We start from the raw sequence: 13,913 nt of genomic DNA on the forward strand, positions 1-13,913 counted from the left end.
AAGTGAGTAGTGGACTAAAAGTATTACGTTAAATAAGTGAGTAAATAAGAGGGTGGAGTTTCTAAAAAAATTCCTACATCTTATCTACTTCAATACTAAAACCTTCAGGCGGTGAGTTCCTGTATTGCAGCGTCCATTGCGGCCATACTTTCAAACACGCTACGCTTAAGCATGCGGTCAGGGAACTCCAGATCAAATGCATCTTCCAGTGCCAGCATGACATTGACGCTGGCATGCGATGTCATACCTGCCTCATACAAATCTGCATCATCTGCTAGCGTGGCAATATCAACAGTCAGCCGCGCATGGTCTTTTAAAACTTGACGAATTTTTTCTATGCTCATGATTTTTTTTTGAAAATTAAAATGCTGGATGCGTCTTTGATTGTAGCTGGAGTCAGGGTCACATCAAGAAGCGCCCCCAGAATTAATTTCTGCATGGAAATTAATTCTATTAAAAGTCGCTTGATGACATAGCGACTCAAAATTACTCACAAATCATAATGGTAAATTTATCGCTAACTTGATTAAGAGCATATCAGATTGCTATGTTCTCCATAGTTAAACATCGTCAATTGCCAGCGCTTGTCACGAGGGTACAACGACCCGGCAAATCGCTGCCCAATTCTTCTGACCATCATCGACCAATCTGCTGATGCCCTCAATTTATCGTTTTATTCCCCGATCTTCGCACTTTGTCTTATAGCTCTGGAGCATTTGATGCATCCCATTTATTCTGATTTTCATCCTAATATTGAAAAGACGAGTAAACGCCATGCTAGAACTCCACAATGTCGTAAAAACCTATAACAAGACCGTGACGGCGGTTGATGATGTTTCTATGCAGTTGAGTAGCGGCGTGCTGGGGCTGATCGGCCATAACGGCGCTGGCAAGACTTCGCTGATGCAGATGATAGCGACATTGACCAAGCCGACCAGTGGTCAAATTTTATTTGACGGGATTGATATTGCCAAAAAGCCGAATGCGATACGCCAGCGCTTAGGCTTTTTGCCGCAAGACTTTGGCGTTTATCCTAACCTGAGTGCGCTAGAATTTTTACAGTATTTTGCGGCCTTAAAGGGTGTCCGCGATCCGTCTGGTAGCAGGATCAGACAATTGCTGGAGATGGTCAATTTGCATGAGCATGCGGATCGCTATGCCTCGACGTTTTCAGGTGGTATGCGCCGTCGCCTGGGGATTGCACAAGCTTTGCTGAATGATCCTGATATCTTGATTGTCGATGAGCCGACAGCAGGTCTGGACCCGGAAGAGCGATTACGGTTTCGCCAGCTATTGTCAGAAATCGGCTTTAAAAAATTAGTGATTTTATCGACCCATATTGTCTCCGATATTGAGAACATGGCAAGCCATCTGGCGATCATGCGCAAGGGTAAATTGATCGCTTACGACACCCCGGATAGTTTTGTAAAACATGGGCGCGGCCACATCTGGTCAGTCACCGTAAACACTCAGGAATATGAGTTGCTGAGCAAGCGTGTTCAGGTACTTCAGGTACAAAGACATGAATCCCAGATCCACTTGCGGATTGCGCATCCGCATTCACCTTGTAATGGCGCACTGGTTGCGGAGCCTAGTCTGGAAGAAGCCTTGATGGCACAGCAGTATGCGATTCAGGAGCTGGCAGCATGACCGCCTATGTTTTGTGGACGATGATACAAAGTGAAGTGCGCTTGCGTACCCGCCGTATCAGTAGCATCGTCGCGATCTTGGCGGTGGTCGCGATTACCTGGATGATGATTGCAGATCCGATTAGCGGTTCGGTATTGATATCCGTAGGCGATGCGAGGGTGGTTTACAATAGTTTATGCCTGGCGCTGGGTAGCTCGTTACTGGCGAATTTATTTTTTGGTCTGGGTGGTTTTTACCTGGTACGTGGTCGTATGAACGACGATTTTCGTAGCGGCTGCGGCAGCGTACTCGCAACGATGCCCATTAGTAACAGCGTATTTTTAATAGGGCGATGGCTGGGTGCGGTCGCTTATTTGTGTGTGCTGATATTGGCATTGCTGGCGACTATTCTGGTCTTGCATTTGTTGCGTGGCGAAGGGCCGATACAGTTGCTGGTGTATCTGAAAACCTATGTAATCGTATTTTTCCCTTCCGTCATATTCGCCTGCAGCATGGCTTTATTTTGCGAAGCGTTTGCCCCTTTATCTGGCAAGGCCGGTGACGTCGCGTATTTTTTTGTGTGGATGCTGCAAAGCACAGTACCGATTGTAATTGCTGATCATGGCTCCGTCACATCATGGACGCCGGCAATGATATTTGATTTTTCTGGAGTGGCGACATCCAATCTAGGGTTTCTGGCGATGTTTCATACCTCGCATTTTTCTATTGGTATTTCTGATTTTGATAAGACCTTGCCTCCTGTGGTGTTAGAAGGGGAGTTCTGGTCAACAACGGTAGTGCTGACGCGCATTGCTGGTGGAGTGATCGCGGCATTGCCTGTGCTGCTGGCGATCGCCTTGTTCCATCGGTTTTCTCCGGACAAAATCAAGCTTTCTGTCCGCCGCCAGTCTTGGTCTTTGATTGGGTTTGCCAACCGCTTGTTACGTCCACTGACCAAACTCACACGACCGCTATTTGCTTTGGCTGCCAGCCTACCTGGCTTTACCGGTCAGGTCGTAGCGGAGCTGGCTTTGAGCCTGGCGTCTAGTCCCATCATGAGCGCTGGACTTATATTCGCAATATTGGCGGGCTGCACCGTGGGCAGCGCACTACTAGGTGGCTTTGTTCTGATTGTAGTTGCATTTTGGGGCGTGCAAATCAGTGACCTGAGTGTGCGTGATTACCAGTCGGATACTGAGAGCATGACAGCCGTAGTCATGGGCGGTGCGTCGATGCGCTACTGGCGGCAAATTGTTGCCAGCTGCTTACTCGGCTTGCTATTAACTGCTCCGGTAATTGTGCGTTGGGCTGGTCACGATATGTTGCGCGCGGTGAGCTTAGTCAGTGGAATTTTTGCGATTGCTGCCACTGCCAATCTGTTGGGGCGGATGACCAGAACTTCCAGAACTTTTATTGCTCTATTTTTATTTGACTTATACCTTGCCACGCAGATTAAAGATGTCCCGTTTCTGGACGTAGTTGGTGCTAACGGGGTCGCAACGATATCATCGGTTGTTATGCAATCTCTATTTGGTTTGATTGTGAGTGTGTTTGCTTATGGCTACACCCGCTGGCGCGCGGCATGACCAGCGTTCAGCCATTTTTGTAGGGATTTTAATATACTCCCCTTATTATTTTTAAAAAATGGCTGATTGTCCAAGGAATGTATGGACAACTAAAATATACACTGGGGGAGTAATATTTAAGTACGATCTGATGTTCTGACCAACATGCGAGTAATCATCCCAATATAATGGTGTCAGTCTAGTTGCGGTTACCCGGAGAGTGTCCTATGATGGTATAAACATTACAACAAAACCATTATAAAAATAATGAGACATCTGTCCCAAGGATCGGATTCAGTTGACATGCAAATAGAAGCGGAGAGACAACTTGGTATGACCTGCGATCACTTACGCCGTCGCTTCTCGCATTGGATGGCCGTGATTGTTGTGATCGCTCTTGGTATGGTCGTCAGCGCTGAATGTATGGCGCTTGGAGTCTGCGAGAAGATCATCATTTCTGCGGACCCTGCTTATCCACCCTTGCATTGGTATGACGGCACCACCATGCACGGCGCTAGTGTTGCAGTCGCTAAACGGATTTTTACTGATCTTGGTGTGCCTTACGAGATTCGTTATCTTGGACCGTTTAACCGGGTCTTGGCCGCGGCGCAAAGTGGCACGATCGATCTGGTCGTTACACTTAAAGACATCCCGGAGCGCCGCACCTACCTCACTTTTAGCAACCCGGTGATGCTCAATCCCGTTGCCGCTTTTGTCCGTACTGACAAACAGATTAATTTTACGACCTGGGACGATCTGGTGGCACTGCGTGGTGGCGTTGCAAGAGGAAACCGCTTCGGTGAACCGTTTGATAGCTTTATAAAAAATAAGCTAAAAATTCAGGAAGCCAATGATCTTGAAACCAGTTTTAAAATGCTGGCAGCAGACCGTTTTGATTACGTACTTACGGGTTTCTATCCCGGCAGAGCGCTACTGATGTCTTATCCCAACGATCATAAAATCATCGCTCTTTATCCTTACTTAAGTGATGTGCCTAATTTTGCTGGCTTTGTCACACAAAGTCCTTGCCTTAGTTATTTGAATGCGTTTAACAAGCAATTAGATAAACTGATTAAAGAAAAATTTGTTGAGCAAGCAATAGAGCAAGCCAACCAGGAATGGCGTCAACATCCTGTTTTTTTTAAATAATCGGGCATGTCAGCAGAGCCCTTTTTATTTCTTAATCTGCCCTATCATCTGTTCTACAAAATCACCATCTGCATCGCTAAACCGCACACGTACCGGATACCATTCCAAACTCGGTGCCAGCCATAACTCTACCTGCTGATCTTTAGAATCCGGTGGCGGCGCTTTAATAATATGTACCGTGTCTAGCTGCCCTAATGCTGTGGATAAAGATTCATTTTGCATGACTTTAAACGTCCATGTTTCTGCATCGCGTCTGCCTGCCACAAACATTTTCCACTCGCTGCCGGGTTTAAATTTATTGCCTGCGGCGCGTGCCATCGCGACTAATTGCCAGCTTGCACTGGTGCGATCCTGTTCGCCACCTTTGATCGGATAGGTCTCAGTTGACTCACTAAAGCTGATGACTTTTTTATCGCCTTTGCGGTCAAAGCTGGTAATACTCTCTGGTTTGCGGAACCGTTTTTCATTAAATTTTTCTGGTTCTAAACCGTATTCGTCAACGCTGCCTACACTACTGGAATCCAGGATTTTGCCAAACAACATGGCGCGGGTTTCTGTCACGATACTGTATTTTTGCTCTGAGGTTTTCCATGCAACGCTGGCGTCACCGCCGAGAGTAATCCCGCTTTGCTTGGCTTTAATGGTGTACACCAAGGTCGCGGAAGGCGGCAGGTTAATACTTTGCTTGGCGTCTGCTTCTGCAGCGGTTGCAGCATTGGATGTAATCGCAGTGCTGCCAATAACGCTACTGAACAGAGTAGTGAGGATCAGTAAGCGACGCGATTTTTTAGTAGTAGTTTGTTCGGGCATCAAGAATAGTTTTGGCATAGCGGTTGGTCTTTCTTCATTTTATTGCGGCGTAATTTTGGTCACTATTTGAGTAGTGATGGCTCCACTACTTTCTGTATTTCGTACCTGCACGGGATACCAGTTTTTGTCTGGCGCAAACCAGACGTCGAGTTGCGAATTGTAGGCTCCGGGACGAGGCGGACGTACCACATGCCAGGTGTTAAATGTACCGAGTTTATTTTTTAATTCTTCTTGTCCAAGGATCACGAATTGGAAGTTAGTCGCATCGCGTTCTTCTGCGACTTGGATGACGATTTCTCGTCCGGTACGGAATTGGCTAGGATCGGCATAACCTATGCCTGCCAGTTGCATTAGCACCGAGGCTTTATCTTGTGCGCCGTCGGCCAGGGGCAAAGACTTATTTGAGGAGGAAAAGCTGACTAGCTTTTCTTCATAATTAAAATGGATCGCAGTTTCTGAGCGGTTACGTCTGGATTCGCTGCTGGTCACAGGTGCGATCCCCGCTTCGGTGATTTTTCCCTCACTTTTTATTTTCAATAAATTCAGTGTTGTGACCAACAAATTTACACCCGCATCCACCGACATACTATAAGCACGATCGCTGACATGCCAGTTGATTTCACCTACGCCATAAAAGGGATTGCCATTCGCTTCTGATCTGATCAATTGCAATTCTAGTAGCGCTGATGGTGGCGGGCTTACTTTAAATTGTGCTGATAAATTAGCGTTCTCGCTTTGGCTTGCTGTGGGAGCGGCAGTCTGTTCTGCTGTAGTTTGCTGCGCTGGGGTCAGCGGTGCCGCGATGTCAGACGATGTGCTGGCAGGATTAGGTGCAGAGGTGGCTGAATTGCTAGAAGCCGCGGGCTGCCTTGGTACCGGTGTGACTGCCAGATAACCTGCTGCCGCTTCGTAGATCGCGGTTTCCTGACTACCATCGGCAACCTGGCCTGGTAGTGGCGGTGCTATGGGCTGTTTTGCGGGAGCTGATTTTGGGCTTGGTGCAGGTGTTGCTACTGCTATCGATTTTTTATCAAGCTTCACTATTTTGCTTGGTGCTATTACTTCGTCCTGTTTTGTCGGAGTTTTCTGAATAATTTGGTTGACGTATAACAAACTAGGTTTGATCTCTGTATCTTTAAGATCTACACCGGAGGTCTTATCCGGAAGCGAATTAATCCAATGCAATGCCATGACATGCAGCAAGATTGCAGCAAGCACAAAAGCAAAAATTTTACGGTCGGGGCGCAGTCTTGTCAGCAGATTAGACGTCATGTTACGTTTAGCACTATTGCCTGTTGAATTTGGTTGGACTGAATTTGCGAATTAACTCAATAACGTATTAACTCAGGTACATACCTAAGATAGAGGTAGCAAAACGATCTTAGTTCATTTGCTCACATCAAGCTCTATGGTAAACGTTCTGGCGTCGACTTACGATGACTGTCGCCATGTAAAATGTAAGCAAAGCACTATTGCTGATAGCAATATGGGTAGCAGAGATGATTTTAAGTACGCACCAAAAATGAGGTTGTTGATGTTGTTTAGAGCAAAAAAAGTTTCTCGCTGGATTGCCTTATTGGTCGTTCTGTTGTTACCCGCCATCATAGCGCAACCCGCCTTTTCAGCTCCTGACCGTGCTGTTAATTCAGCTTCTAGTCCACCTTCTAAATTATCCTCAGTGATGACGGACAAAGTGCAGACCACGCCGATACGGATTGCCATGATAGACGGCTTGAGTGGTGCTTTCAGCAATGCAGGTGAGGCCGTCGTGCGTAACTTGCAATTAGCGATAGAGCAGGTGAACGCACATGGAGGCGTACGTTTGCCGGATGGCAGGCATCCGTTGAGTTTATCTACCTTTGATAATAAGCAAGGCGTAGAAGATAGTCTGACCTTGCTAAAGCATGTGACCGATCAGGACATCCCATTTATTGTGCAAGGTAATAGCTCCGCCGTAGCACTGGCTTTGGTGGATGCGATCAATAAGCATAACCAGCGTGTGCCGCAGCACCGGGTTTTGTTTTTGAATTATTCCGCAGTAGAACCAAGTTTGACGAATGAGAAATGTAGTTTTTGGCATTTTCGTTTTGATGCCAATGCAGACATGCGAATGAACGTGCTGACCGACGTGATCCGGGACGATGTGCATGCCAAAAAGGTGTATTTGGTGGGGCAGGATTATAGTTTCGGCAGACAAGTAGCAAGCGCTGCGCGCAGCATGCTGGCGGCAAAACGTCCAGACATGGCAATAGTAGGAGAAGACTTGCATCCGATTGGTAAGATCAAAGATTTTGCACCTTACGCTGCCAAGATCAAAGCCAGTGGTGCCGATACGGTGATCACTGGCAATTGGGGTAACGACCTGACTTTGTTAATCAAGGCGGTGAAAGAGGCGGGTATGGACATCAAGTTTTATACTTTTTACGCCAATGCTTTAGGCGCACCAGCCGCGATTGCTGATGCCGGAGTTGGTCGGGTACGTGCGGTGGCAGAGTGGCATCCCAATGTGGGTGGCGCTGAGAGTGATGCGTTTTATCAAAGCTTCCGCCAGCGCTACCCCGATCCGCGGGATGATTATGTGCATTTGCGTATGCAGGTGATGATCAGGATGCTCGTTGCCGCGATTGAAAAAGCCGGGAGTGTAGAAGCCGCTGCCGTCGCCAAAGCCTTGGAAGGTGCCAGCTTTAAAAACGGTTTTCATGATGCCAGCATGCGTGCCAGCGACCATCAACTGATACAGCCCCTGTATGTATCTGTGATGCAAAAACGTACCGACTTTAGCCGCGGAACTTTAAATGCTGGTGCAATGCGTGGTGCAGTGTGGTTTGATAATGAGGGCAGTGGTTATGGCTTTAAAACTGAACGCTATTTCCCATCACGATTGACGGCACTGCCGACCTCATGCAAGATGAGTCGATTCAACTGAATTTGATCTGCTGAATTTGCATCGGCAGATTTGACCCATTGGATGGATTCATATCCGCCGCATGTTCAAAAAAACGATAGCAATGCAGATAGCATTACAGATCGCACTACAGATAGCAACACCATCAGGAGACCACCATGACTTCCCCTTTTAATACCAGCGAGATTCCCGGTATGGCGTCGATGAATGACAGCTTGTCCTTCGTCAAAAATCTATGGGGCGGCATGCATATTCCAGGTATGGTCACGCCGACCGTGTCCATTGATGACTTAGATAAAAAAATCAAAGATCTGAAAACCGTAGAATCCTGGCTGACAGTCAACATGAACATGTTGCGCGGCACTATACAAGCACTAGAAGTACAGCGTGCAACGATTGCGGCACTCAATTCTTTAAGCGAGAGTTTCGCCAACACCATGAGCGCGGCAAGCGCGTCTTCAAGCTCACCCGCAAGCTCTTCTACAAGCTCGCCGGAGGCAGCAAAGCCTACGCGTGATTACTGGCCTAATCCTCCCGCTGATTCTGGCAATAACAAAGGTAGTTCTGAAGCCGCGCCCATATTTACACCCACTCCACCACCCGTTGTCAGCACGCGTTTGCCCGCAAGTGCGCCGCTTCCAGACCCGATACCCAATACCCCAGCACAGCACGCCACAGCAGAAGATGCCGCAGGCGCGGATAGTTCGACCCGGTTTAGCAACCCGGCAGCCTGGTGGAACTTGCTGCAAGATCAATTTAAGCAAGCAGTCAGCAAAGCAATGGCAAGCGAACCGGAGGAGCCAACGCCTGAAAAAGCAGCAAAAAAAGCCACTTCAACGTCAAGCAAGAGCGCACCTAAAAACTCAGTAAAAAAAGCACCGGAGAAGGCAGCAGCGGCAGCAGCGGCAACAACACCTACAGCCGCAGCGAAGAAAATTAAAGTCGTTAAAACCTCTGCCAAAACTAAACCCGGCACTGCGACCAATACGGCTGTCCATAAAGCAGCAAGTCAGTCGCCAATTAAAACTACTGTGGTAAAAAAGGCGACGGTGGCAGCAAAAAAACGCACTTCAACGTAAGCTTCATAAAGCTTGATGGCTGCTTAGCCCATGCTGATATAAGTAGTATCAATTGCCAGACAAAGGGCATATGCCGCATTAGCCATAGAGAATTTTTAAATATACTGCCTCTATGTATATTTAATTGTCCAGAGAATCATTGGACTATAAGGCGTATTTTGTAAAAATGAGGGGGAGTATATTGTGTTGGCGCTGTCCAGATCAATTTCTGGCAGCGCGTTTTAATGCCCGCATCAGGCTTCCCAGTATCGGCAGCTTTTCATATAATTCTTCCGCTGCATCCCAGTAATCCCGGTGATAACTGACGCGACCATCTTCTAGAAAACGTAAATGCGTTGCGCCTTTAATGCGCTGCAATTCGCTGGAAAACCGCTTCATCGTGAACAAAAAATCCCAACTGATAAAGGCTTCATTTCCTTGCAAAATATGGGTGTGGACTTTAAACCGCGGCTGGTTCACTTGCGAGAACATGTGAGAAAAAATTTTGATAATGGCGGCCACATCTTGTACCTCATTAAACGGATCTTTGAAGTAAGCTTTTTCAGCATAAATCGCGCTGATTTGCTGGCTGCTGTCAGGTGTGAGCGTCTCAAAAAAAACGATGAGTTTTTCCAACGCCTCTTCGTAGGCGTCTACCGCATTGACTACATTAGTAGCTGGATTAGTCACAATATGAGTGCCCACGCCAGGAAAAGAGTTCTCGTTCATAGTCCGGTCGTTTTATGGATCAACGCAAAATACCAGCGATAAGGCAGCAAACGCGCAAACCTGAGCCAGTTCGTAAAGCGTTTTGGAAAATGGATATGAAACTGCCCCAATTCTATGCCAGCTACTAGCTCTTGCGCGGCAACTTCTGCCGTGATTAATGAAGGCATTTCAAAGTCATTATCCGCAGTCAGCGGGGTTTTGACAAAGCCGGGGCTGATCAGGTACACCGCAATATTTTTAGGATGTAGATCAAAATACAGCGATTCACATAAATTGATAATCGCCGCTTTGGTCGGTCCATAAATCAGCGCTTTGGGCAGACCCGATAAACCCGCAACCGATCCCACAATGCCAATCCCGCCTTGCCCTTGTCGTAGCAAGGTCGGCAAAACGACATCCAGACAATTTAAGACTCCGCGCAGATTCAGATCGATCAGCTTATTCGCTGCAAGTAAATCAAATTCATCCGCCCGCATAGCGTTATAACCGCCTGCTACTACCAAGACCAAATCTATCTTGCCCCATGTTTGTATTAAGTTTGCATGTGCTTCAACTAAAGTCGCATGGTCGGTAATATCGACAGGCAAAATCATCGCCGCGCTATGACCTGCGGCTACTTGCTCCAATGTGGTTTTTTGCCGCGCCGACAGCGCCACATTGGCGCCTTTTTGCAGTAATAACTTGGCGGTCTCCGCGCCGATGCCAGTGGAGGCACCGATGACCCAGACGTGTTTTCCGCGCCAGTCGCTTATGCGTGGATTCATTTGCTATCACGTTTAGTAAAGGACAGAGTGACGCTACCTAGCGAGATGCCATACTTGCTCATCAAGGCACGGTTCAGCATAATTTTGTCATCCATCAATACCATCAGATCATCAAAATCAACATTGATAATTTTCCCGTCTACGGGCAAGGCGAGCACATAATTCCAATGCAAAGTATTACCCGAAATGACGCCTTTGGCTTCACCCACGACATCGGCTGCGGTGCCGATAAAAGTCGTTTCAGAGGTTTTTTTCAAAGTCCAGACGCGCTTTTGCTTGGTACCGTCCGAGTAAGTAAAATCTTCATCCAGTGTGCCGGTATCGCCATTCCAGTTGCAATGCATGACGACGGTAAAACGTTTCACGATTTTGCCTGAGCGATCTTGGAACATACCCCAGGCATCAACCACACCGTTGAAGTAACGGGTCAATTCTAATGTTGGTTTTTCTGTTGCGTACATGGAGGGTTCAAAACTACTGGCGCAAGAGCTCAGCAACAAGGCGACGGAGACACCCATGGTTAGCCGGCTGAATTTACTGAATGCTTGCATAACGGAACGGAAAAATAGGTTCATCAGGATGTCCTTGATAAATTAAAAATAGACCAAGCTTAGTGAGGCGGTTTTGTTGCTTTGGGAGATGCCTTGGTTACTGCATTAGATGCATCAGCTGTGTTAGCCGTTACTGCCAGCCAGCAATTTTTGGCGCAAATCCGGAGCAGTTGTTTTTTTATCTAACCAAATAGAAAAAAAAGCATTCGCAAAATCAGCGTCTTTAATTTCACCCAATAATTTTCCATCTAAGTAAAACCGGGCTGCTTCGGCAGGTATAAAAATGCCGGTAATGTGATTACCTTCTTTTACATCAGGAAACAGTTTTCGCATTTGCTCCAGCCAGATTTTACGCTGATCTGCCGTGCCTAATTTTAGCTTTTGAATCTCTTCAATACTCGCTTCGGCAATTTTGCTGCCCACCAGCGAGCGTGCATATGTCAAATCCAATGCTAGCGGTTCCTTGCCTAATTTGCCGCTGGCCTCGGGTGTATAGCCATCTTTGCCTACCCATAACTGAGCATCATAAACCGCAATCCCGAACCAGCGGAATGTGCCACTACCCAAGGCATGTGCTTGCGGGATTTCTTTTTTGATGTGCTCTGAATCTGCTGCCATTGCTTCCATAGTCACCGAGCTGGCGAGTAGCAGTGAACATAGCAACAAAAATAAAGCACGCAGTGAGCGCGATGGATGCGGGCGACTCATTTTTTTACCAAAGTGAATTGTGCGACATCAATACTATGAGCGCGGAAGCCTGCTTCGCAATAGGCCAGATAAAATTCCCATGTGCGGAAAAATTCGTCGTCAAAACCTTGCGCCCTGATTTCTGTTAACTTGGCCATAAAGGCACTACGCCATTCTTGCAAAGTTCTGGCGTAATCAAGACCAAAGGTAAAAGTATCAACCACTTCCAGGCCATGTTCCTGCGCGTATTGTTTAAAGATTTGTATCGAAGGTAGCATGCCGCCTGGGAAAATGTATTGCTGAATAAAGTCTGTCCCTTTGCGATAACGGTCAAATAAATCATCGGCAATCACGATACTTTGTACGCAGGCACGACCACCTTTTTTCAGATTGCGGCTGATACATTCAAAATAGCTTGGCCAGTAAGATTCACCGACGGCTTCAAACATTTCGATCGAGGCGATCGCGTCGTAATTACCATGAGCATCGCGATAATCCTGGATGTGCAATTTACTTTTTTCATGCAAGCCTGCTTTTTGCAAACGCTCTTGCGCAAAATGGAGTTGTTCTGTCGAAAGCGTCAGTCCGGTGACATGCGCAAATGCCTCGGTTGCGGCAACCTCCGCAAAGCCGCCCCAGCCGCAACCAATTTCCAGAATATTATCTTGTGGGTGTACTTGTAACTGCTGCAAGATGCGTCGGTATTTTGCCAGTTGCGCATCATGCAAAGTTTCCACTTTATCGCCGGAGAATAAGGCACTGGAATACGTCATAGAAGGATCAAGCCACAGGCGATAAAAGTCATTGCCTATGTCATAGTGCGCATGAATATTTTTTTTGCTACCAGAGCGTGAGTTACGGTTTAAAAAATGCTTTACCCGATACAGCAAGTTGCCCCACCATGTACCATAAATCACGGACTCTAACTGCTGACGATTGCGCGAAATCATTTCTATCAAAGCAGGCAGTTGTGGCGTACTCCAATTGCCCGCAATGTAGCTTTCTGCAAAACCGATATCGCCAGATTTTAAGACGGAGCGGCAGAGCTGCCAATCTTTCATATGCAATTGAATTTTTGGATGATTACCATCGCCAAAAGTCGCTATTTGCTGATCAGGAAATTGGATAGTCAGGCTGCCATATTGCAGCTTATTGAGCAGACTAAGAACAAATTTTGCCTCTGCTGGAAACTCTGCTGTATTGATCGCTGCAGTTTGATCTTGGTCTGGGTTTAATGTTGGATGCAGGCTGCTCATCGGCTTACCTCTTTGGCAGGGGGAATAGGTTTAGAAAAAAATGGAACACGTTTTATCCAGAGATAAAGCGCTTGTAAATGGATGCGTGCGACGATACCAAAGGTGAGTAAGGGATAGCGCAGCAAAGCCCAGGCAACGAGTTGGTTGCTGAGAGAGTTTTCTCCACCGGCGATACTGGTCAATAACAAAGGCCCGGTGTCGTCGTCATAATCAATTCGCGCAACATGCTGTAACCGAATTGCATCACCGATCTGGCGCGTCGCTTGCATAAAGCGAAAACGGTATTTGCCTTCTATCGCGCAAAAAGGGGAGACATGGAAGATTTTTTTGGCGATTAATTCTTGGCCATATTTTTGTGCCGCACCAGTGTCTAGCAAGTAAATATGTTTTTCGCCAAAGGTATTGCGTACCTCACACACGATGGCACGTAATTCGCCATCTTCGCGATGGCAAAACCAGAATGAGACTGGGTTAAATACATAACCTAACACTCTTGGAAAACTTTGTAGCCAGATTTCACCCGTGGCGTCGGTCACATTTTCTGATTTGAGTAAGTTGTCAATCCACGGCAACAAGGCTTGCTGCCCATCGCCATGATCTTTGTCGTAAAACGACATCAGATTAAAGCGATTGCGCGAGAACAGGCGACATCCGTTTTGGCTTGCGCTGACACTTGCATTTCCCAAGGAGCGCAGAGGTACGCGGATAAAAAATACGCCATAGTTAAAACGATTCGCCGCCGGGCGCAAACGGTGATGCCGAACCTCTCCTATACAGAGTTGGATGGTCGCGGTTAGCTTGGCGTCCATG

Annotated in this window: 14 protein-coding genes; 5 read left to right on the forward strand and 9 right to left on the reverse strand. The window is 47.1% G+C overall.

Features of this window, described 5'->3' with window-relative positions; genetic code table 11:
• Nucleotides 1-104 precede the first annotated feature (104 nt).
• A complete protein-coding gene (locus AAKU64_RS12015) occupies nt 105-344 on the reverse strand; it encodes an acyl carrier protein (RefSeq protein ID WP_354328945.1) in 240 nt (79 codons plus the stop codon).
• A gap of 430 nt (nt 345-774) precedes the next feature.
• On the opposite strand from AAKU64_RS12015, the gene AAKU64_RS12020 reads away from it, so the two are divergent.
• From AAKU64_RS12020 to AAKU64_RS12030, 3 genes are all read left to right on the forward strand, one after another.
• Entirely contained in the window at nt 775-1,650 is an 876-nt protein-coding gene (locus AAKU64_RS12020) for an ABC transporter ATP-binding protein (RefSeq protein WP_354328946.1), read from the forward strand.
• On the forward strand, nt 1,647-3,215 hold the full coding sequence (locus AAKU64_RS12025) for a hypothetical protein (RefSeq protein ID WP_354362185.1): 1,569 nt from the start codon (nt 1,647-1,649) through the stop codon (nt 3,213-3,215). Before AAKU64_RS12020 ends, AAKU64_RS12025 begins: the two co-directional genes overlap by 4 nt.
• Before the next feature lie 246 nt (nt 3,216-3,461).
• Entirely contained in the window at nt 3,462-4,343 is an 882-nt protein-coding gene (locus tag AAKU64_RS12030; RefSeq protein ID WP_354328950.1) for a substrate-binding periplasmic protein, read from the forward strand.
• Nucleotides 4,344-4,367: 24 nt separating this feature from the next.
• Here AAKU64_RS12030 and AAKU64_RS12035 read toward each other — a convergent pair whose 3' ends face one another.
• Nucleotides 4,368-5,171 (reverse strand): DUF3108 domain-containing protein, encoded by an 804-nt coding sequence (locus tag AAKU64_RS12035; RefSeq protein WP_354328952.1) that lies wholly within the window; start codon nt 5,169-5,171, stop codon nt 4,368-4,370.
• A 21-nt stretch (nt 5,172-5,192) separates the two neighbouring features.
• Entirely contained in the window at nt 5,193-6,425 is a 1,233-nt protein-coding gene (locus tag AAKU64_RS12040; RefSeq protein WP_354328954.1) for a DUF3108 domain-containing protein, read from the reverse strand.
• A gap of 409 nt (nt 6,426-6,834) precedes the next feature.
• Here AAKU64_RS12040 and AAKU64_RS12045 point away from each other — a divergent pair, with 409 nt between their 5' ends.
• Entirely contained in the window at nt 6,835-8,079 is a 1,245-nt protein-coding gene (locus AAKU64_RS12045) for a branched-chain amino acid ABC transporter substrate-binding protein (protein ID WP_354329112.1), read from the forward strand.
• A gap of 137 nt (nt 8,080-8,216) precedes the next feature.
• Nucleotides 8,217-9,137, forward strand: coding sequence for a PhaM family polyhydroxyalkanoate granule multifunctional regulatory protein (locus AAKU64_RS12050; protein ID WP_354328956.1), 921 nt, complete (start codon nt 8,217-8,219; stop codon nt 9,135-9,137).
• A 201-nt stretch (nt 9,138-9,338) separates the two neighbouring features.
• Here AAKU64_RS12050 and AAKU64_RS12055 read toward each other — a convergent pair whose 3' ends face one another.
• The 6 genes from AAKU64_RS12055 to AAKU64_RS12080 all read right to left on the reverse strand — a co-directional run bounded on the left by AAKU64_RS12055 (nt 9,339) and on the right by AAKU64_RS12080 (nt 13,912).
• Nucleotides 9,339-9,845, reverse strand: a complete 507-nt coding sequence (locus AAKU64_RS12055) for a nuclear transport factor 2 family protein (protein ID WP_354328958.1) — start codon at nt 9,843-9,845, stop codon at nt 9,339-9,341.
• Nucleotides 9,842-10,609 carry an SDR family NAD(P)-dependent oxidoreductase gene (locus AAKU64_RS12060; protein ID WP_322120979.1) on the reverse strand — a complete coding sequence of 256 codons (768 nt, stop codon included), beginning with the start codon at nt 10,607-10,609 and terminating at the stop codon, nt 9,842-9,844. Before AAKU64_RS12060 ends, AAKU64_RS12055 begins: the two co-directional genes overlap by 4 nt.
• Nucleotides 10,606-11,184, reverse strand: coding sequence for a DUF3833 domain-containing protein (locus AAKU64_RS12065; RefSeq protein WP_503012564.1), 579 nt, complete (start codon nt 11,182-11,184; stop codon nt 10,606-10,608). Before AAKU64_RS12065 ends, AAKU64_RS12060 begins: the two co-directional genes overlap by 4 nt.
• Before the next feature lie 99 nt (nt 11,185-11,283).
• Nucleotides 11,284-11,868 (reverse strand): chalcone isomerase family protein, encoded by a 585-nt coding sequence (locus AAKU64_RS12070; RefSeq protein WP_354328960.1) that lies wholly within the window; start codon nt 11,866-11,868, stop codon nt 11,284-11,286.
• Nucleotides 11,865-13,103, reverse strand: a complete 1,239-nt coding sequence (locus AAKU64_RS12075) for a class I SAM-dependent methyltransferase (protein WP_354328962.1) — start codon at nt 13,101-13,103, stop codon at nt 11,865-11,867. Before AAKU64_RS12075 ends, AAKU64_RS12070 begins: the two co-directional genes overlap by 4 nt.
• The gene (locus AAKU64_RS12080) at nt 13,100-13,912 is read right to left on the reverse strand and encodes a DUF1365 domain-containing protein (RefSeq protein ID WP_354328964.1); all 813 of its coding nucleotides are present in this window, start codon (nt 13,910-13,912) and stop codon (nt 13,100-13,102) included. Before AAKU64_RS12080 ends, AAKU64_RS12075 begins: the two co-directional genes overlap by 4 nt.
• Between the last annotated feature and the right edge of the window lies 1 nt (nt 13,913).

Source organism: Undibacterium sp. GrIS 1.8 (assembly GCF_040544445.1).
Lineage (GTDB): Bacteria > Pseudomonadota > Gammaproteobacteria > Burkholderiales > Burkholderiaceae_D > Undibacterium.

What these genes read in the sequence shown, in the direction of transcription:
- AAKU64_RS12015 (WP_354328945.1), bottom strand. Translation starts at nt 344, where the DNA reads ATGAGCATAGAAAAAATTCGTCAAGTTTTAAAAGACCATGCGCGGCTG.
- AAKU64_RS12020 (WP_354328946.1), top strand. Translation starts at nt 775, where the DNA reads ATGCTAGAACTCCACAATGTCGTAAAAACCTATAACAAGACCGTGACG.
- AAKU64_RS12025 (WP_354362185.1), top strand. Translation starts at nt 1,647, where the DNA reads ATGACCGCCTATGTTTTGTGGACGATGATACAAAGTGAAGTGCGCTTG.
- AAKU64_RS12030 (WP_354328950.1), top strand. Translation starts at nt 3,462, where the DNA reads ATGAGACATCTGTCCCAAGGATCGGATTCAGTTGACATGCAAATAGAA.
- AAKU64_RS12035 (WP_354328952.1), bottom strand. Translation starts at nt 5,171, where the DNA reads ATGCCAAAACTATTCTTGATGCCCGAACAAACTACTACTAAAAAATCG.
- AAKU64_RS12040 (WP_354328954.1), bottom strand. Translation starts at nt 6,425, where the DNA reads ATGACGTCTAATCTGCTGACAAGACTGCGCCCCGACCGTAAAATTTTT.
- AAKU64_RS12045 (WP_354329112.1), top strand. Translation starts at nt 6,835, where the DNA reads ATGACGGACAAAGTGCAGACCACGCCGATACGGATTGCCATGATAGAC.
- AAKU64_RS12050 (WP_354328956.1), top strand. Translation starts at nt 8,217, where the DNA reads ATGACTTCCCCTTTTAATACCAGCGAGATTCCCGGTATGGCGTCGATG.
- AAKU64_RS12055 (WP_354328958.1), bottom strand. Translation starts at nt 9,845, where the DNA reads ATGAACGAGAACTCTTTTCCTGGCGTGGGCACTCATATTGTGACTAAT.
- AAKU64_RS12060 (WP_322120979.1), bottom strand. Translation starts at nt 10,609, where the DNA reads ATGAATCCACGCATAAGCGACTGGCGCGGAAAACACGTCTGGGTCATC.
- AAKU64_RS12065 (WP_503012564.1), bottom strand. Translation starts at nt 11,184, where the DNA reads ATGAACCTATTTTTCCGTTCCGTTATGCAAGCATTCAGTAAATTCAGC.
- AAKU64_RS12070 (WP_354328960.1), bottom strand. Translation starts at nt 11,868, where the DNA reads ATGAGTCGCCCGCATCCATCGCGCTCACTGCGTGCTTTATTTTTGTTG.
- AAKU64_RS12075 (WP_354328962.1), bottom strand. Translation starts at nt 13,103, where the DNA reads ATGAGCAGCCTGCATCCAACATTAAACCCAGACCAAGATCAAACTGCA.
- AAKU64_RS12080 (WP_354328964.1), bottom strand. Translation starts at nt 13,912, where the DNA reads ATGGACGCCAAGCTAACCGCGACCATCCAACTCTGTATAGGAGAGGTT.